Genomic DNA, 20,874 nt, shown 5'->3' with positions numbered 1-20,874 from the left:
GGACGAACGGCCGTTGCGGTCGGATGACGCCCGCTGAACTGGAAGAACGCCCAGCGTGCGGCGTCTGGTGTCGTGTTACAGGGGTATTTCGTGGCCCGGCCCCGGGGATCGTGATTTTGGTGCGCAAATAATACTCGCCTGAGTTTTGTGCCCTTCGAGTAAGTATCTGAATTTGCTGCCGCTCAGCGAACATGAGGCGCCGTTTCTGGATCACGAAGTGGGGATGCCGCCGTGGCTAAGAACTCGTTGCCCGAGTACGCCGAGCTGTTCGGGGAGTCGCGGTTCGTGGAGGGGCAGGACGCGAGGGCGGTGACTTCTCCGGCGGCGTACTTCGTCGAGCTGCTGGGCCTGCTGGAAGGCACATTCGACCGTCCGGGCCTGCTGGAACGCAGGCCGGATCTCAAACGGATCGTCCTGGACGAGAAGAACACCTTCGGCGAGACCGCCTACCTGGACATCGTCAATGAAGTGCTCGAACGCCTCGTCGGCCCCGATCCCTACGAGACGCTCCGTACCCGGGTCCACCCGTTCGGGCTGCCGTTCTCGGTCCGGAACGAACGGCTCCGCGCGCATCTCGACGAACTGAAAGTCACCCCGGAGGAGTTCTACCGGCTGTTCGCCGCGCGCGTCGATCACGACATCGCCGCCCGCGAGTACCTGGGCCTGTCGGCCGAGGACGTCACGGTGCTGACCACCGAGGCGGTCCCTGAGCCCGAGCTGGCCAAACGCTACGGGCTGATCGCCGGCGAGAACTTCGACGCCCTCCTGGACGCCCGCCGCCTCCTCGAGGCGACCGGCCTGGACGAGGCGGCCCTGCGCGAGCTGGTGAAGCTCCGCACCGAGGTGCGGCTGAACCCCGAGGAGACCCGCCTGGCGGCCCCGGCCGGGCCGGGCTCGCTGATCGCGTGGCTCGACCGCACCCACCGGCTGATCCGGCTGACCCGTAAGACCGGCCTGACCCTCACCGACGCCGACACGGTCCTGACCACCTTCGCCGCCGGACGCCTCGACCTCCCCGCCCTGCGGGCCGTCGCCGGTGCGGTCCGCCTGGTCCGGCTGCACGGCATGACCGTCCCGGACGTCTGCGGCCTGATCCTGCCGTGGAAACCGGCCGAGGGCGTGGTCGTCGAGACGGCCACCGGCGACATCCTGACGCCCGCGAACCGCGACTACCGGTTCCGCCTGGCCGCGCTGATCGACGTCGCCGAACCCGACATCGTGGAGATCGTCCGCCGCTACCGGCAGCGCTACTCCGCCAACGAACCCGGACCGTTCGACGGCGGCCGGGTGGAGCTCCCCGAGATCACCCTGATCCGGCGGTGCGGCCTGCTGGCGCGGGCCCTGGGCATCTCCGCCGGGGAGCTGTTTGACCTGCTGGTCGCGATCGAGGGCGACCCGTCGCTCCAGCGGTACTCGACCTTCGCGGTGCTGGGCGAGCCGGGCCCGCAGACCCGCGACCTGCACGCGGTGCTGCGCGGCGGCCCGCCGCAGACAGTGCTCTGGCTGGCGCAGGTGCTGTTCGCGATCGCCGGCTGGACGGGGCGCGCCGGGTTCGACGGCGCGGAGCTCGCCAAGATCCTCGGCGGACGTCCCGAGACCGACGATTCCGGACGGATCGCGCTGTTCAAGCGGCTCGGCGAGGAGCTCGACCAGGTGGCGCTGGAGCCGTCCGCGCTGGTGTCGGACCGGTTCGGTGAGCGTGCGGCGCAGGTCGTCCATGACGTGCTGGTCGCCTGCCACCCCGGCGTCGTCCCGTCCGTCGGCAGCCGCGCCCTCGAGCTGGACGCCGAGGCCGCACGCGGCGCCGCCTACCGGGCCGTCACCGACCTGGGCGTGATCTTCGCTTCGGACTTCGAGGGGCTGGGCCTCGGCGAGCGCCTCCAGAACAAGATCTTCCGCAATCTCGTGTTCCGCGGGGTTCTGCACGCCGACGGCGCCCTCGCGGCCGAGACCACCGCCCTCGGCCCGGCGGAGCTGGCCGGGGACTTCTCCGCGCACCGCGAGGCCGTCTTCAAGGCGATCGGCGCGACCATCAACGGGACGGCGGTGTTCCGGCCGTCCGACCTCGCCGCGTTCGGCGAGCTGAGCGACGCCGCCCGCGCCGAGCTGTACGACAACCTCTGGTACATCGGCTACATCGAGGAGCACGGCACCCTCGTGGAGCCGGACTTCTTCCTGGACGCCCGGAACATCGCCCACTTCGAGGTCAACGCCGATCTCGCCGACGCGGCCGGTCCGCTCGGCGCGCTGTTCGCCGAGCGCTCGGCCGACTTCCGCGACGACGCGCTGCGCCTGGAGCCCGCCGCCCTCGCCGAGCTGTGGCTGACCCCCGCACAGACGACCCGGCTGCTGGAGAGCCTGCACTTCAACGGCCACCTCGACGCCGAGGGCCGCTTCACCGACCAGGCCGCGCTGCTGACCCTGCCGCTCGCCGACTTCGGGCTGGCGGCCGAGTTCGCGCCGATCCGCGCCGAGCTGCTCGGGATCCTCCAAGCCAAGATCGCCGCGCACCGCGCCGAGCTGACGACCTTCAGCTCGGACGACTTCGCCGACCTCGCCGACGGGCTCGCCGCCCGCCGCGCGTTCACCGCGATGGACGGCGTCCACCTGTCCGGTGGCCGGGTCCTGGACGCCGACGAGTTCGCCGATCCCGAGGGCACCGTCTGGCTCGGCCCGGGCTTCCTAGCCCCCGACCAGGACGCGGTTTTCGCCCGGATCGTCCAGGTGCTGCGCGATGAGGCCCCCTACCGCGTCGCCCCCTCCGCCCTGGACGCCCTGGGCCTGGACGAGGCGGGCCGCGACCAGGTGATCGCGCACCTGGTCAAGGAAGGCGATCTCACCCCGCGCCTGGCCGTCACCCGCGACCGCCTCGGCTACTTCGCCAACCCCGACAACTCCCTGGCGTTCACCCTGCCCGGCGCCCCCGACCACGCCCGCAAGGTGTTCTTCCTGCTGCACACGGCCGCCCTCGCGCTGACGGCGGCCGTCACCGAGCTCACCGACCGGCTCACCGCCCTGGTCGGCCGCCAGAACACCACCCTGTACTCCTGCCTCGCCGACGTGCTCGGCGTGCCCGCCGCCGTCGCCGAGGCCATCGCGCAGTGTGTCACCGGCGGCCCCGCGCAGGCTCGCGCGCTGCTGTCCGTCCCGGCCCTGGACCTGGTGGAGCCGCCCGCGGACGCCTGGGTGCGCCTGGCGGTCCGGCGGATCCGCCGGTTCGCGGCGCTGGCCGCCAAGCTCGGCCTGACCCCGGACGAGGTCCGCGCGGTCTTCGCCGACCAGGACCTGACCGGCAAGTTCCCCGAGCCGCTGACCCTGCCGCAGGGCGTGGACCGCTTCGACGCCCTGCTGGAAGGCGGCGACGGCCTGCTGTACCTGTTCGCGGGCAACGGCTACTGGACATACTCGGCCGCCACTCACGAGCCCACCGGGACCGGACGCCGCCCGCTCACCGACCTGTCGCCCCGGTTCGCCGCGCTGACCTCGATCGACGCGGCGTTCGTCCGTCCCGGCGGCGTCGAATGGCTGGTCGGCCGCGACGCCGCGGGCACCTCCTCCGTCTTCACCCGCGACAAGGGGGGCACCGCGTGGGTGCCGCGCACCCAGACCTTCGGCAAGGTCAAGAGCGCTTTCACCGATCCGGCCCGGATCGACAGCGCCTACACCGACGCCGACGGGCACACCTTCCTGTTCGCCGGCGACCAGTACGTCCGCTACTCCAGCGGCCTGGCCACCGCCGACGAGGGTTACCCGCGCCCGGTCGCCGACTGGTGGCGGCACGAGGGCATGCCCGGTCCGGTGCCGACCACCCCCCTGGACGCCTGCTTCCAGGACCGCGACGGCCTCATCCATGTGTTCACCGGCGGCGTCGAGCACACCACCGCCGGGACGGCGCCCACCGCCCAGGGCTGGGGGACGGCGCCCGCCCCGACCGGCCTGACCGGCGTCGACGCCGCCTACGTCGAGGGCGCCACGGCCCGGCTCCTGGCGGGCGGCAGGTGGCTCGGCTACTCCGACAGCATCGAGAACCCGGGCGTCCTGGCCGACGAGGGCACCGTCCGTCCCGCCGGGGTCCCGCCGCAGTTCGAGACGGGAGTCGAGGCCGCGTTCACCGCCCCGGACGGCGTCGTGCACCTGTTCAAGGACGGCCGGACCGTCGCGCTGACCGGTCCGGGCGCGACCTCCGTCGCGGTCGCCGACCGCTGGGGCGTGCTGCCCGCGCCGCTGTCCGGCGGGATCGTGGACGCCGCGTTCACCGGCCTCGACGGCAAGACCTACCTGTTCAGCGGCTCCACCTACCTGCGGTACTCCACCGGCGACTACTCGGTCGCCGACCCGGGCCACCCGCGCTCCATCGCCGGTGACTGGGGCGGCCTGACCAAGGTCGAGGCGTCGTTCGTGCTGGACGGCCACACCTACCTGTTCGGCATCGGCGGCCACCTGTTCGACCTGCCCGCCGACAGCCGCGCCGACCTGGACGCGGGCCGCGCCACCCCGCGGCTGCGCAACCTGCTCGCCGGGCACGGCCTCACCTTGCGCGAGGTCCGCCGCAACGCCGGTGACTGGGTCATGGCCACCGAGGAGGGCATCACCCTCACGGTCCGGCTGGAGGGCCTGCGGCTGAAGGCGTCCGGCGACGGTTCGCGCTTCTACGTCCGGTACTCCACCCGCGACTACCGCACCCCCGACGCCGGGTTTCCCAAGCCGCTGTCGGACAACTGGTGGAACATGCCGGCCCACATGGAGCTGGGTCCGGTCGACGCGGTGTTCACCGGCCGTGACGGACGCACCTACCTGTTCTCCGGCGACCGGTTCGTCTGCTTCGACGCCCGGCACCGCTGGTGGTCGGAGCCGATGGCGCTGCGCGAGCGGTGGGACAGCATCCCCTTCGCCCGGATCGACGCGGCGTTCGTCGGCGTCGACGGCCGCACCTACGTCTTCTCCGGCGACCGGTACGTGCGGTACTCCACCGACGACTACACCCAGGTCGACGACGGCTACCCGGAGAAGATCTCCAGCCTGTGGGGGCGGGTGTCCAACACCCTGGCCCGCACCGGAAAGGTCGACGCGGCGTTCGTGCTGGACGCCGTCGAGAAGATCGACGGGGTGGACAGGACCCGGACCAGCGCTTACCTGTTCTCCGGTGACCAGTACGTCCGCTACACCCACACCGGCACCGCGACGCCCGCGACGGTGGACCCCGGTTACCCGCGTCCGCTGTCCGCCCTGCGCACCGAGCCGGGCCTGGCCGGACTGCCCGCCGGGTTCGGGAGGATCGACGCCGCCTACTCCGACCGGCGCACCGCCTACCTGTTCTCCGGCGGACGCTGCCACGCGGTGTCCGGCACCACCTACCGCCGCTACGACGACCTCCCGATCCGCGACCTGACCTGCGCGTTCATCCAGGACGGCACGCTGGTGGCGGCGACCGCGGCGGGCTGGGTGCGGCTGTCGGCGCTGGAAGGCCGCACCGTCACCGCGGCCCCGTTCCGGCCCCGCGCGCTGCGCGGCGTCCCGGACCGGTTCCACACCGGCCTGGACTCGGTCCTGACCGGCGCCGACGGCAACATCTACCTGTTCCAGGGCGCGACCTGCTTCAACACCCAGCTCGGCCGCCCCTACCCGGCCGAGCAGGAATGGGGACGGCCCCGCAACAACCTGTACGAGACCGGCGCGGTCGACGCGGCGTTCGTGGGCCGCGACGGTCGCACCTACCTGTTCTCCGGCGACCAGTTCGTGGTGTACGCCGCCGACGGCGGGACGGCCATCGACGGCGACCCGCGGCCGATCGCCGACAGCTGGGCGGGCCTGACCAGCGTCGCCCTCGCCTACGTGCACGGCGACCGCACCTATCTGTTCGAGCGCCCCGACGCGGCCGGACGCCGCCGCTACCTGGTCTACTCCGGTACCGCCTACGACGCCCCCGACCCCGGCCACCCCGAACTCGCGGACGCCGCCTTCCATCAGGCGCCCGAGGACTTCCCGTTCCCGTCCGCGGTGCTGTCCGGCGGCGACACCCTGACCTTGCTGGCGGGCGAGTCGTGCGTGTCCCGCAGCGGCTCCGGCAGCTGGTCGCGGGTCCGTCCGATCGAGCGGCTGTACCCCGGTTTCGGCCGTGCCGCCGGCGAGCCCGGCGCCCCCGATGGCCTGCGCTCGGCGTTCCGCGCCGCCGACGGCACGATCCACTTCTTCTTCGACGACACCTTCGCCTCCCTGACCGGCGAGGTGTTCGACGCCCGCACGCCCGTCCGGGACCGGTGGGGCCGCTCGCCCAACCCGTTCCTGCCGCCGGGCGCCGCGGTCGACGCCGCGTTCGTCTGGAAGGGCCGGTACACCTACCTGTTCTCCGGCACCCGGTACGTCCGCTACACCGGCACCACCTACCGGCACATCGACCCCGGCTACCCCAAGACGATCATCGGTGAGCTGCGCAAGGAGCCGCCGTTCGGCCACCTGCCGGACACCTTCGACGCGGCGCTGACCGCCCCGCTCGACGCGGTCGTCGGCAACGACCGCACCATCCACCTGATCAGCGGCGGGGTCTGCCACACCGTGTCGCCCGAGCCGACCGGCACGATCGATCTCGCCGGGCTCGGCCGGACCCGCGACAACCTCGCGACGTCCGGCCGGGTCGACGCGACCCTCGTCGCCGGCGGCCGCACCTACCTGTTCTCCGGCGACCAGTACGTCCGCTACTCCGGCACCGACCGCAGCCGCGCCGACGACGGCTACCCGCGCCCCCTGTCGGCGCTCGCCGCCGAACTCGGCCTGCCGCCGCTGCCGCCGGAGTTCCAGGACGGCCTGGACGCCGCGTTCGCCGCGACCGATGGCACCGTCCACCTGTTCAAGGGCCGCGCCCACCTGGCCGGGGGAGTGGTCACGCCGCTCGCGGGCGTGTGGGGCAAGAACGGCAACGCGTTCGAGCCGGGCGCCCTGGACGCCGCGTTCACCGGCCGCGGCGGCGAGCTGTACGCCTTCCGCGGCGGCCAGTACGTCCGCTACCCCGCGACCGGCGCACTGGACACCGCCGAACTCGGCTACCCGCGCACCATCGCCGACGACTGGGGCGACCTGCCGCCGGACTTCGAGGCCGGGATCGACGGCGCGTTCACCCTGGACGGCCGCGTCTACCTGACCAAGGGCGACCGGTACGTCCGGTACTCGGGGCCCGGCCGGGCCGTGGACCGGACCTTCCCGCAGGCGTTCGCGCACCGCTGGACGGGCGGCGCCGACTACCGGCTCGGCGACGTGCACGTCATCGCGGGCTTCGCCGAGCTGTGCCGCACCCGCCCCGACGGGCTCGCGGCGTTCCTGCTGGCCGGGGCCGAGGACCCGTACGCGCACCTCGCCGACCGGTTCGGCTGGCCGCTGGAGGAGGTCCGCTGGGCCCGCCGGCACATCGCGCTGCTGCGGCCCGACACCCGCGAGGAAGACCTGTTCGAGATCGAGTTCCTGCTGTCCCTCGCGAGCCTGTTCAAGGTCACCGGGCGGATCGGCAGCGGCCCGGCCGAGCTCTACGAGAAGGTCTGGGCCAAGCTCTACGGCCCCGTCCGCGACCAGGACGCCGCCGCGACCGCGCTCAACGACATCCTGCGCCGCCGCTCGGCCCCGGCCGAATGGAAGATCGTGTCGGCCCGGCTCCGGGACCGGCTCAACACCCGCCGCCGCGACGCCCTCGTCGCCGCGCTCACCCCGGTCCACGGCAAGTCCCGCGACCTGTACGAGAAGTACCTCATCGACGTCGACATGGGCCCCGCGGGCACCACCTCGCGGGTCCGCGAGGCGATCGCCGCGACCCAGCTGTACGTCCAGCGCTACCTGCTCGACCTGGAGCGCGCCGACCTGCCCGCCGGGGTCGACCCCGTCCAGGTCAAGGCACGGCTGCGCACCTGGTGGAAGTGGATGCGCACCTACCGGGTCTGGGAGGGCAACCGGAAGGTCTTCCTGTACCCGGAGAACTACCTGCGGCCCGAGCTGCGCGACCGCAAGACCCCGGCGTTCCAGGCCCTGCAGGACGACCTGCTCCAGCGCGAGATCACCGCGGTGACCGTCCAGGGCGCCTACAAGCGCTACCTGGACGAGTACACCGAGGTGTCCCGGCTCACCATCGCGGGCGGCTACGTCTACCCGGTCGAGGGCGCCGCGACCGGCGTGCGCCGCCTGGTGCTGTTCGGCCGGACCAGGACCGACCCGCGCCGCTACTACTACCGGACCGCCGAGTTCCGCGAGGGCGACAAGCTGTCGGCGACGTGGCGGCCGTGGCTGAAGGTCGACACCCAGATCACCGCGGACCGGGTGGACCCGGTGCACGCCTTCGGCCGGGTCTTCGTGTTCTGGCCGGTCGTGTCCGCGGTGCCCAAGGAGGACCAGAGCAAGACCACCATCACCACCCAGGAGTCCGGCGGCAAGCAGGAGGTCACCGCCGAACCGCCGAGCTACAAGGTCAGCGTCTACTACTCGTACCTGAACCTGAACGGCGATTGGCTCCCGGCGCAGCTGCTGGACTCCGACGCCGTGCGCAACGGGCCGATCAGCGGGGTGAGCCTGTACGTGCAGGCGTCGCGGACGGTGCCCGGCGGCGACGTGCACGACTCGATCGTGGTGCGCTGCGACTACACCGTCGGCACCGGCACCGCCGCCGTCCCGATCACCGCCGCGTTCAGCCTGACCCCGGAGCTGACCTCGCGGCCCGCGACCAAGACGATCGCGCCGCCGCGCCCGGTCGACCTGTCGCGCGTGTTCGCAGAGCCGACGCCCATCGACCTGGCCGGGGTGGTCCGCTTCAACGCGCCCGCCGACAGCCAGGACGGCCCGTGGTGCAGCGTCGACCACAAGGGCGGCAGCTTCCTGGTCCGGCCCGTCGACGCGCCGTCCGACGCGCCGCAGGTGCTGCCCTACAAGGGCAACGTCGACCGGCTGCCCACCACCTGGAGCCAGGTCGACGCCGGATTCCAGCTCCCCGACGGCACCCTGTACGTCTTCGACTCCGCCTCGGGCCTGTACGCCCAGGCCGGTCCGGGACGGCCGACGTCCGGGCAGGTCCGGCAGAAGACCTACGACCGGTTCGGGTACGCCGCCAACAACCTGGGGACCTCGGCCGCCGTCGACGCCGTCCTCATCCGCGGCGACAAGGTGTTCCTCTTCTGCGGCGACGAGTACTACCGCTACCAGGACTACCTGTTCGGCGGGAGCCAGCTGGAAGCCGGCTACCCCAAGAAGCTGGCGACCAACACCGAGAACCTACCCCGCTGGGACAAGGTCGACGTGGCCTTCACCGCGCCCAACGGCACCGAGGTCTTCTACTCCCGCGCCCTCGACGGGTACGTGACATCCGGGTCGCTGACCAACGTCAAGCCGGTCGACGCCAACTGGCGGCTGCCCGCGCGCACCCCGATCACCCGGGCCGTGGTCTCCGGTGGACGCGCCTACGTCGTGGGAGACGGCCAGTATGTCCGGCTCCTGGCCGACCTGACCGCCGGAGCCGGCTACCCCAAGCCCCTCACCGACAACGATGACGGCGTCCCGGTGCAGGAGCCGACCGGCCCGTCGCTCACCCTCGGCGATGGCCTGTTCACCTTCGACAACGCGCGCGGCACCTTCTCGGCGCGCGGCGGCGGCCAGGACGAGGCGCCCCGGCAGACCTGGGAGCTGGGCCGCGCCGCCAACGCGTTCACCACCGAGGGCAAGATCGCCGCGGCCTGCATCTCCGACGGGAAGCTGTTCCTGGCGGGTGCGCAGCAGTACGTCCGGTACACGCTGGCGTCCGACGGGTCGGTGCCCCGGTTCGTCGACGCCGGATACCCCAAGCCCGTCGCGCAGCCGCTCAACGGCGTCATCACCCGCGGCGACCAGCGCTACCTGCTCAGCACCGCCGGGTACGCGCCGGTGGGACGGGACTTCGAGCCCGGCACCGCGGTCTCGCTCCTGTCGTACACGGCGAACTGGCGGGGCCTGCCGACCGGGTTCCCCGCCGACCTCACCGGCGCCATGTCGACCGACAGCGCGCTGTTCCTGTTCCTGCGCTCCGGCTATGTCACCTCTCCGACAGCGGACGCCACCGCGCGTCCGTACGAGACCGCGACGCTGCCCATCGAGATCGTCCGGCTGACGTCCAGCACCGCCGCCGAGCTGAACCGGCGGCTGCTCACCGGCGGCGTCGACGCGCTGCTCGCCCAGCCGACCCAGGAGCTCGACGAGCTTCCCTCGTTCAGCTCCACGACGTCCGACGCGACCACCATCCAGGTGAAGCCGAAGGTCGCCACGCACGTCCCGGTCAGCACCCACCTGGACTTCGACAGCGCCAACGGCCTGTACTACTGGGAGATCTTCCACCACGCGCCGGTGCTCATCGCGCAGGCGCTGAACGAGGCGCAGCGGTTCGAGGACGCCCGCCACTGGTACGAGTTCGTCTTCGATCCCACCCGGCACGGACGGCCGTGGCGGTTCCTGCCGTTCCTCGCGGTCGACCCGGGCGCGCTGGTCGCCGCCTGCCGTCTCGACCTCACCGAGCTGGGCGACGCCACGCTCACCGCCCGGCTCACCCCGGTCCTCGCCTCGCTCGACCCGATGATCCCGGCGTTCCGCCGGGCCCGCGACCTGACCGCCGCCGAACGCGACCGCCTCGCCGACCTCGCCGACACCGGCCTCAACCCGGTCAAGGAGGCCCTCTCCGCGATGCCGCAGGACGCGCGCACCGCCGGGCTGGCCGAGCGGATCGCGCTGATCGGGCGGCTGCGCCGCCAGTACGACCTCATGGGCGACCGGCGCGCGCTCCTGCAGACCTACCTGGACGACCCGTTCGACCCGCACGCCATCGCCGAGCTGCGCCCCGACGGCTACCGGCGCGGCGTCGTCATGGCCTACATCGACAACCTGCTCGACTGGGGTGACATGCTGTTCCGGCAGTACACCGCCGAGAGCGTCGACGAGGCGCGGCTGCTGTACATCTTCGCCTACGACCTGCTCGGCCGCCGTCCCGCCACCCTCGGCACCGGGCTGCTCCCGGCCGCCGCGCCGTACGAGCTGACCGAAGGCGACGGGCCGGGCGAGACCGCCCACCTCACCGCCGACGGCACCCTGCTCAAGGGCGGCGGCATCGTCCACGCCGGAGTCGCCAACCCCTACTTCCACGTGCCGGGCAACGCGCAGTTCCTGGAGTACTGGAGGCGTGTGGAGGACCGGCTGACCAAGATCCGGGCGTCCCTCGACATCCTCGGGATCAGCCGGCCGCTGCCACTGTTCGACCCGCCGCTGGACGTCATGGCGCTGGTCCGCGGCGCCGCCGCCGGGCTGTCGGCCGACCAGGTCACCGCCGCGCTCGCCGCGCCGATCCCCGCCTACCGGTTCGACATCGTGCTCGCCCGCGCCAAGGAACTGGCCGGACGGGTCCGCGAGCTCGGCTCAGCGCTGCTGGACGCCATCGAACGCCGCGACGGCGAGGAGCTGGGCCTGCTCCAGAACCGCCAGGACGCCGAGCTGCACGCCCTGACCCGGCAGATCAAGGAGCAGCAGATCAAGATCGCCGAGGAGGGTCTCGCGGAGGCGCGGGCCGCCAAGGCGGGCGCCGACGCGCGCGTCAAGCACTACACCCGGCTGATCGCCGAAGGCATGTCGCCGCTCCAGATCGCCCAGCTCGTCATGATGGGGCTGGGCGCGACCGGCCAGTTCGTCGCCGGCGGGCTGAAGATCGGCGCCGCGATCGCCACCGCCGCGCCGCAGGCCCACATCGGGCCGTTCATCGCCGGCACGACCACGGGCGGCGAGTCGGTCGGCGGGGCGCTCAGCGAGGCCGCGGAGATCTCCGCCTCGCTCGGCGAGGGCTTCAGCATGGTCGGCGAGCTGCTCGGGGTGATCGCCGAATTCGAGGGTCAGAAGCAGGACTGGGACCTCCAGCTGGCCACCGGCCGCGCCGAGGTCGACCAGCTCGGCCACCAGATCGCCGGAGCCGAGCTCCAGGTGGCCGTGGCCCGCCGCGACCTGGAGATCCACCTGCGCGAGGCCGCCCACCTGGACGCGGTGAAGACCTTCCTGACCACCAAGTTCGCCGGAGCCGAGCTGTACGGCTGGATGGTCGGGCAGATCTCCGGCCTGTACTTCCAGACCTACCAGCTGGCGTTCGACATGGCCCGCGCCGCCGAACGCGCCTTCGAAGCCGAACGCGGACGGGCCCCCGGCCTGATCCGGCCCGCCTACTGGGACTCGCGCCGCAAGGGCCTGCTCGCCGGCGACCAGCTCGGCCTCGACCTGGAGCGGCTCGACAGCGCCTACTCCGAGGCGGGCGCCCGCGGGATGGAGATCACCAAGCGGGTGTCGCTGCTGCGGCTCGACGCGGCCGCGCTGCTGGCCTTCCAGACCGAGGGCCGGTGCGAGTTCGCGCTGAGCGAGGACCTGTTCGACCGGGACTTCCCCGGCCACTACCGGCGGCAGATCAAGTCGATCAGCGTCGCGTTCGCGACCGCCGAAGGGCCGACGCAGCTCAACGCCACGCTCACCCAGCTCAGCGACAAGACCGTGCTGACGCCCGACCCCAAGGCCGTCGGATACCTGCTCGACCCGCGCGGCGCGCCCCCGGCGTCGCTGCGCTCCGAATGGCGTCCGGGGCAGCGGATCGCCCTGTCGGAGGTGACCGACGGGGAGGACTCCGGGCTGTTCGAGGTCAAGTACGACGACCCGCGGTACCTGCCGTTCGAGGGCTCCGGCGCGGTCTCGCGGTGGCGGCTGGAGACCCGCCGCCCGCCGTCCGGGCTGCGGGACGTCACCGTCACCGTCCGGTACTCGGCCGAGGACGGCGGCGAGACGTTCGCGACGGCCGTGCGCGGCCTGCTCAAGCCGTACCCGGCGGCCATCGCCCTCGACGTCGCGGCGGTCTTCCCCGACGAGTGGGAGGACCTGCGCACCGACGAGACCGGCGAACTGCACCTGCGGGTCACGCCCGATCTGCTGCCCGGCATGTCGGGACGGCAGATCACCGGGATCACCGCGCTGTACGGCGCGGGCTCCACGACCCGGCTCCTGCTCGACGGCGACGCCCGCCAGACCCTGGTCGAAGGGCAGCTGCTGCGGCCCGCCGGGCTCACCGCCGGGTCCGCCCCGTGGCGGCTGACGCTGTCCGGTTCCGCCGAGGACCTGACCGGCCTGACCCTGATCCTGCTGTACCGAGCCACCGCCTAGCGAGGTCGCGATGCCCCCCAAACCGAGCACCAAGAAGATCAAGAAGCGGAAGAAGTCGGCGTCCGACCGGACCATGAGCGCGTCGAGCTCGTCGTCCGACTCCGATTCCGACAGCCGGCCCGGCTCGGCGATGAGCATCGACTCCGACGGCCCCGACACCCACTCCACCCCGGTCAGCGGCTCCCCTCCGTCCCCGATGGACCTGGGTGGCAGCGGCACCTCCTCCAGCTCCAGCTCCAGCACCAACATCGGCCCGTCGGACCGCACGTCGTTCGGAGTCGGCGCTCCGCCCAAGCGGGCCTGGAGCGACGACTCCGAGTCGGACTCCGACTCCGACGGCTCCTCCCGGCTGTCCAGCGCGGTCAAGCGCGTCCGGGTCGCCGTGCCCAGCAGCGCCCCGCAGGGCAAACCGGTCAACGGGCCGGTGCGCCCGTCGACCGCCGGTCCGTCGCCGTCCAGCAAGCAGTCGCCCGGCATGGCGGCGCTGACCGCCCTGACCGGACCGCTTCCGGGCCCCAACCCGGGCCCGCAGATCCTGACCGTCGCGATGCAGACGGGCGCCACGGCTTCCCAAGCCCCCCAGATCGTGGTGAACCCGCCGCAGCCCGGCGCGCAGCAGCAGGCCGCGGCTCAGCCGGTCGCGCAGCAGCAGGCCGTGGCGCAGCCCGCCGTGCGGAACCTCAACACGTTCCTGCGGGCCGGCGACATAGGGATCGAAGATGTCAACTACTACCCGGTCTTCTCGGTCGAGAACGGCTCGGTCGGGACCGTCAATTTCGGCACGACCCGGACTCCGAGCCCGTTCGGCGCGAAGATGGGCGACCACACCTCGGCCTGGACGGGCGTCGTCGACTCCCTCCACGCCAGCGTGTTCGGCAAGACCCTCGAGGGAGCCGTCCAGGAGCTGCGCGACCGGCAGGACGCCGCTGACAAGTGGATGGACGGCCCGCTGCCGAAGGGCGACGACCCGCCCGTCCTGAAGCTGTGGAAGATGCTGGACGAGGACGACCGGGACGCCCGGTACGCCTCGGTGCAGGGCTACGCCTTCAAGGTCCGTAGCGAACTCGACAGCGCGGACACGCTCATCAAGGCGGCCGCCGCGGCCAACCGGCCGCTGACGGCGGCGGAGACGAACACGGTCAGCGCTCACTTGAGCGAGGCGCTCGGGCACCACGCGGCCTACCGGAACATGCTGCCGCTCGCCACCGTGCCCGCCGCTTCGGACCGCGGCTCGATCGGCTCGGGCGAAGGGACGCACCGCAACAACGTCCTGGCCATCGACATCGCCATGGACGAACGGCGCAAGAACCCCAACGCTCCCCTGCCCGACGCCAATGCCATCGACAAGGCACGCAAGGGACTGCACGCGATGTTCTCGATGTCCGCGGCCACCCGCGAGGCCCGGCTCAGCGAGGCACTGAACCCGCAGGAACTCCAAAAGACCAAGGCGAAGCTGGAGGAGATCAGCAGGTACACCCAGAAGCTGCGGGACGGGATCGCCACGGCCATCCTGCCGTCCGCACCGGCCAACGGGACGAACGCCAGGCAGGTCACCCGGTTGGCCGCACCCAACGCACTGAGCGACCTGGTGGACCGTCTGGACGACCTGACCAGTCCGAATCCCGCACATCCGCATCCCGACGGAAAGGTCGTCGCTTTCACCGATGACGACAAGAAGAACGCCGAGAACGCGCTGGCGGGGCTCGCCATGGACGGGATGTGGGCGGTGAACGAGCTCAAGCGCTTGGCCGCGCTGCCCAAGCCCCCGGCCGGGGAACTGAAGACGCTCAGAACGCGTGTCGAGGCCCTCGCTGATTGGCACGACGGCCTCGACGGCGTCATCACCAGGATGTCGAGGCCGGAGGCGGACGTCCGCGCCGATACCGCCCTGATGCTCGCGCACATGATCAACGATCATCAGAGCAACGTGGCCACCGCCTATCCCGAGGCGGTCAAGGCGACCGGTTTCCTCCGGGACGTCACGGGCGCCGATGATCCGGCCGCCGCCGCCAGGGAGATGCTCGAGAAGTACATCGCCGACGGCGAGACGAACAAGACGCTCGACGTCGACCAGGGGGCGCGGGCCAAACTGCTCGCCGATTTCGACGCCGCTTACGCCTCGCTGAACCACACCCCGAAGGTCGCCGCCGACAGCAAGTGGGTGGTCGGCTCCCGCAACACCGGCCTCGTCGTCGGGATCCGCAAGGACGTTCCGGTGATCCTGGGACGCGCGGCGCCGCCGCCCGGCATCGACGGCATGGGCGCGCACAGCACCGCTTGGAAGACGGAGACCGACGCCGTGAAGGCGATGGTCAGGAACGTGCGGGCGAAGGGTGGTGGGGACGCCGGGATCATCGACGACCTCAGAACGGAGACGGAGGGCGATCTCAAGGGCGACCTGATGAGGGAGCTCGGCCCGGCCCTGCCCGCCGGCCAGCTCCGCAAGGGCCAGCTCAGGAATATCGCCGACGCCGCCTACGCGGTCCGCACCGCGGACACCCCCGAGCGAGCGATCAGCGCTTACCTCACTTTCCGTAATGTGCTCCCGTTCGCCACCGTCGACTCCGGTGGCCGCGCCGGCCGTGGCGAGAGCACGGCCACCACCGCCAAGGGGACCTTCGACGGGGACGCCCTCAGCGACGAGGCCGAACTGAGGGCCGCCGACTTCGAGGGGGACGCCGCCACCCAGGTCGCCGCCGCCAAGCAGGCCATCGCCGATCTGAAGACCTACACCGCCGCCACCTACGGCGCCGACCCGGCCTTCGTCAAGATGATCGACGATGTCGCGGACAAGATGGACAAGAAGGCCGACAGCCTCACGAAAAGCCCCCCAAAGGGGTACACGAGTGCGATCAAGGACATGATCTACAAAACCCGGTGGAAAGAGCACCAGCGGGTCTTCAAAATGAGCCAGTAAGGGGACGACCACCTCGGCGGCATAGGCACCCTAACCGCCGATGAATACGGTGAGCGGTCAATGGCTGTTCACCGTATCCATCGCTCTTCGAGGCGAGGCGGATGCCCGTGACCCCGGCGCGGATCACATATGTCCTGGTCGTCCTCGTGCCGCTGCTCGCCGCAACACTGCTGCTCGTGATGAAGCCGTCCCCCTCCCGACGAGTGCGCCGCTCACACCGTCCTCGACGACCTGCACCGGGCCAGCGTCGGTGTCCTACAGTCCCGGCCTGACCACCACGCCGCGGACGGTGATCTACACCGAGACCGACACCTACTCGTCTTGTACCTGGAGTCCTTGTGCTTCGCCACGGTGCCGTAGCGGTCAGAGCCGATGTTCGTCGATGAGTTCGAGCTCTCGAGAAGGACGGAGAGCGAGGCGGGCGGTGGTGGAGGCACGGGGACCGACGGCAGCGGCGACGGCTCAGCGGAAACCGCCGCTCCGGCCGACTGGAGCAGCGACTCCGAGTCCTACGCGACCACGGTCGGCACACGGCTCTACCTGTCGTGTCCCGCGGGAGGCACAGCGCAACCGGTCTGGGAAACCGACGTCTACACCGACGACTCATCGGTGTGCACGGCGGCCGTCCACGCCGGGCTGATCACGCTCGCGGACGGCGGCCAGGTGCGGATCGAAATCAAGGCGAGCCAGGACGCCTACCAGGGCTCCACCCGCAACGGCGTGACCAGCCAGTCCTACGGCCACTGGGGCGGCAGCTTCTCCTTCCTACGCTGACCGCCGCCCTCAACGGCGACACCCCGTGCGGGGCACTGTCGAAACACCGGAGTCCGTGACGATCACGATGCCCTCGATTCGACCTCGATCGAGAGACACATCCGTTACTTTGAAGAGGTGACCGAACCGAATGCCGACCCTCCCCGGATTCCCCGGCTGGCCTGGGCGGCGCTGTCGCATCGACAGGTCCTCGCCGAGTTGGTGGGAGCGGGCTGGATGCCGTCCGGGGCGGGTGACTGGGCGACGGCGCTCCGTTCCCCTGAGGGCGGGCTCGTCGCCCGGGTCTGCCCTTTCGACCCCGCGTATGCGGCGTTCGTGGACCTGTGCCGCGAGTGCGCCGGCAACCGATGGCTGCCGAAGATCGAGCTGGCCGCCGAGCTCGACGGCGGCGGTTCGGTGGCCTTCTTGGAGTACGTCGCTCCCGTGGACGGCACGGTCGCCGAGCAGGTCGCCGATCAGTGGCGGCGCGGCGACGGCGATGCCGAGTTCGAGAAGGTACGCCGGGCGGCCCGCGAGATCGACGCACGGTATCGGACCTCGACCCCCTGGTGGGACGGGTTCGACCTGAACGACGCTCACGTACGCCGAGCCGTCGACGGGCGCCTCGTCCTGATCGACATCTTCTGCATGGACGGCGCGTCCCTGTACGGCAAGATCCTCGAGGACGTCGCTGAAGTGCACCGCCGGATCCCCCGAGACCGCATGCGCTACGCGCTGGAGATCCCCTTCATCGCCCGGGAGAGCAGCCCTGCTGAGATCCGAGCCCTCAGACAGGCCTGGACGCGATGACAGAACCCGCCCCACTCGCCGAGCCCTACCGGGCGGCGGTGCTCTCCAGGGCGGTCTTCAGGTTGGCCAGGGTGGTCGCGATGTTGCGGCGCTGGTAGTCGGCGAAGACGTGCCCGCGGGTGACGACCCGGTCGAACAGGTCGGCCAGGGGCTTGGGCCAGCGGCGGTCGTCGTGCCAGGTCTCGGTGACGCGGGTGCCGCCGTCGACAGGCTCGAAGGAGTACTCCCAGGTGGCGATGCGCGCGCGGACGAAGCGGGGGCCCAGGCCCATCGCCTCGACCCGGAAGGCGAAGCGGACTCCCGGCTCGGCGGCCAGGACGACGCAGCGGGTCGTCCAGCGCACCGGCCCGCGCTTGTTGTGTCCCTCGAACACCGTCCCGGCGGCGACACCGCCGGCGGGAACCGTGGCACCGAGGTTCTCCGGGCTCCACCGGCCCATCTGGCCCAGATCGCTGACCTGGGCGTAGACCGCCGCCGGATCGAGGGCAACGACGATGCTGTCTGAGACGGACATGACGCGTGGCATGGGATGCTCCCGGAACAACAGGGCCGTGTCATTGGACTTGATATCCATAACACGGCCGCGCGGTGCGACGGCATGCGGGGGCACGGATGTCGTCTTCTACGGCACCGATCTGCTCGAATACGTCAACCAGGAGTTCGAGGAACCCCGGCCCGAGCGTCCCGACGACTGGGCACCGCAAGCCACTGTGCCGTTCTGGCGCGATTACCTGTAATCCCCGGACGCCGCCTGCCCAGGCAGAGCGCGCCGCACTGTCGTGGCAGGACACGACGGTCCCCACTCGGGTGGGTGTCGCCTCTTCTCCACTCGCCCGCACCGGCCCAACGCCCTTGACGCGGCAGATGAGGGTGTTTCCCTCAGATCCCGGGCAGCTGCCCGGGATCGGCATCCGGCTCTGGCAGGACGCCTCCTTACCGGAACCCACCCTGAGCATCAGCTCCGAACGGCTTCCGGAGCTGCTCGACGCGAGCGAGCGAAACCTCCGTGGCTTCCTCGGCGCGGTCCGGACCTGGGCCGAGGCCATCATTCCGGACCTGGCCGCGAGCCTGGTCGCAGCCCTCGACGAACATCTCCAGATCACCCACGCCCGGATGAGCCGATCTCCACGATGCGCAGGCCCGTCGAGGCGGCCCGCGTGTTCACCGACCTGCTCCACAAGGCCGGCCGCAACCCTGCTGATCTCACCGCGGACTTGGCATGACGCGACTACCTGGAATTCGCCCGGGTTCCATTCCTCACCGCGGGCGTTCCTGACGCGGACATGCTGCTCTATCAATACGGCGTCCACTCCTTCTCAGGCGAGCCCCGCTTCCACCTGTCGCTGAGCAGACAGTTCTCCGTGGACCTCCCCGTCGCTTCTCTATCCAGTTCCTGTGTTTGTACGGCTCCGTGTTGTAGTTGCTGGCCGGTGCTGGAGCTGCGGCTCCGGTGTCGGCGGACCCAGGATGATCTGTGCGCAGGTGCACACCGATCTTCTGATCTTGTTGTCTCTTTCCTTGCCGGGGTGATCGTCGCGGTTCGGTGCCGCAGCCTCAGCGAGCGCGCCGACCGGAGGAGTCTGATCGGGGTCCCTTCGGGGTGGTCTATGCCTCTGGTCGGCTGGTGCGAATGGCATCGTCGCTGAGTGCCTTGGGAGCTCTACTTCGAACGGGGGGAAGCTCATCTGACGTGGGAAAGCTCAGGAAGCGACCGGGGACTCCGGCTCCGTTCGGCTCATTCCGTCGATGCGGGTGATGGAGAAGCCGAAGGCGGTGGCGAGCAGGTACATGACGATGCTGTAGACAGCGGCGGGTATGGCGACGGTCGTGTTGTCCAGGACGCTCAGGGCGATGGTCAGTGCCACGGTCGTGTTGTGGATGCCGACCTCCATGGAAGTCGCGATCGCCTGCTCTCGGCGGAGCCGGAACAGTCGCGCTCCGGTGTAGCCGAGGGTGAGGCTGGCCAGGCAGAACAGCGTGACCAGGAGCCCGACCTCGCGGGCGTAGTCCACGAAGTTCTCTCGCTCTCCGAGGATGGCGCCCAGGGAGACCGCGACCAGCACCACGATCGAGAAGATCCGGACCGGCCGGTCGGCGCGTCCGGCGAAGGCGTCCGACCGCTGACGTACGAGCATGCCGATGGCGACCGGCACGAGAACGATGGCGATGACCTGGATCACTTTGCCGAACTGGAGGCCGAGCGTGCCCTCGGCGTCGAAGAAGCCGATCGCCAGGTTGGTGATCAGCGGGATGCTGACTGCGGCGAGCACGGAGTTGATCGCGGTGAGTGTCACGTTCAGTGCGACGTCGCCGCGGAACAGGTGGCTGTAGAGGTTGGCCGTCGTGCCGCCCGGCGAGGCGGCCAGGAGCATCACGCCCACTGCGATCAACGGGTCGACATCGAAGGCCTGGACCAGGCCGAAGGCCACCAGCGGCAGCACGAGCACCTGCAGGCCGAGTGCGACGATGACCGCTTTCGGGCTGCGGGCCACGCGGCGGAAGTCGCCGGGGGTCAGGGAGAGCCCGAGCCCGAACATGATGATGGCCAGTGCCACCGGGAGTCCGACGGCGATCAATGCTGAGTCGTTCACGGTATTCCTTCTTGGTGAGTACTTCCGGCGACGGAAGGTCTTTCGACGGGGGAGTGTCCGCCGTCATCGGTGTCGCGTTTTCGGCTGCACATCACGCGGTTGCCGGTGGGCGCGGCCGTCGGTCTCGTACTGGTTGGCCACCGGCCGGAGAGAGAAACGGGGGGTGGGGGTTTTCGGGGACGGGTCAGTTGTATCCGTCGTTCCCGGCGGTGAACAAGGATTTCGCGGTGGCGTAGTCGGCTTTGCCCACTGCGGTACGGGGTGCTTTGTCCACGCCGCGGGTCACGCACGGCAGTTTGTAGCCGGCCGGCTTGATGCGGGAATGGATGAGGACGAGTCGAGGGAGTTCATCGAGCTGAATCTCGTGTCCGCCTGTGTGGGTGAGGGGACGCCCGCGTTCGCGACGATCTCTCGGGAGCCTGTCGTGCCCTTCGAGTGGTGGTCGCCTGTGTCAGCCGGAGCCGGTGGCCGGTTCCCGGCTGGCTCGGTTGCGTTCGAGGTGTGGGCTGAGTGCCGCGGCGAGATGTGCGTGGAGGTGCTTGTTCGTCCTGGTGGGGCGCCGTGATGGCCGTAACGCACCGGGGCCGCATCGATGGGTCGATGCGGCCCCGGTGCGCGGGTTCGGTGGCTCCT

The 20,874-nt window shown here is 70.9% G+C and carries 6 protein-coding genes; 4 read left to right on the top strand and 2 right to left on the bottom strand.

The features are described from left to right. Positions 1–231 precede the first annotated feature (231 nt). The 4 genes from ABD327_RS11490 (at position 232) to ABD327_RS11475 (ending at position 17,650) form a co-directional block, all read left to right on the top strand. A complete protein-coding gene (locus ABD327_RS11490; protein ID WP_344450292.1) occupies positions 232–13,170 on the top strand; it encodes a hemopexin repeat-containing protein in 12,939 nt (4,312 codons plus the stop codon). A 10-nt stretch (positions 13,171–13,180) separates the two neighbouring features. After that, positions 13,181–16,087, top strand: a complete 2,907-nt coding sequence (locus tag ABD327_RS11485) for a hypothetical protein (protein WP_344450291.1) — start codon at positions 13,181–13,183, stop codon at positions 16,085–16,087. A gap of 372 nt (positions 16,088–16,459) precedes the next feature. Then, positions 16,460–16,861: an LCCL domain-containing protein gene (locus tag ABD327_RS11480; RefSeq protein ID WP_344450290.1), complete on the top strand. Its 402-nt coding sequence runs from the start codon at positions 16,460–16,462 to the stop codon at positions 16,859–16,861. A gap of 117 nt (positions 16,862–16,978) precedes the next feature. Further along, positions 16,979–17,650 (top strand): hypothetical protein, encoded by a 672-nt coding sequence (locus tag ABD327_RS11475; protein WP_344450289.1) that lies wholly within the window; start codon positions 16,979–16,981, stop codon positions 17,648–17,650. Between the two features lie 25 nt (positions 17,651–17,675). On the opposite strand, the gene ABD327_RS11470 is transcribed toward ABD327_RS11475, so the two are convergent. Continuing rightward, positions 17,676–18,164, bottom strand: a complete 489-nt coding sequence (locus tag ABD327_RS11470) for an SRPBCC family protein (RefSeq protein ID WP_344450288.1) — start codon at positions 18,162–18,164, stop codon at positions 17,676–17,678. 1,186 nt (positions 18,165–19,350) lie between these two features. Beyond that, positions 19,351–20,241, bottom strand: coding sequence for a bile acid:sodium symporter family protein (locus ABD327_RS11465; RefSeq protein ID WP_344450287.1), 891 nt, complete (start codon positions 20,239–20,241; stop codon positions 19,351–19,353). Positions 20,242–20,874: the final 633 nt, after the last annotated feature.

Origin of the sequence: Actinocorallia aurantiaca (genome assembly GCF_039533685.1) — a bacterium.
In the GTDB taxonomy this organism is placed as follows: domain Bacteria; phylum Actinomycetota; class Actinomycetes; order Streptosporangiales; family Streptosporangiaceae; genus Actinocorallia; species Actinocorallia aurantiaca.
This window is presented reverse-complemented; position numbering and strand designations above follow the sequence as displayed.

Bases quoted from the DNA above. Each gene is read 5' to 3' on its own strand.
- ABD327_RS11485 (WP_344450291.1), top strand. From the start codon at position 13,181: ATGCCCCCCAAACCGAGCACCAAGAAGATCAAGAAGCGGAAGAAGTCG.
- ABD327_RS11470 (WP_344450288.1), bottom strand. From the start codon at position 18,164: ATGTCCGTCTCAGACAGCATCGTCGTTGCCCTCGATCCGGCGGCGGTC.
- ABD327_RS11480 (WP_344450290.1), top strand. From the start codon at position 16,460: ATGTTCGTCGATGAGTTCGAGCTCTCGAGAAGGACGGAGAGCGAGGCG.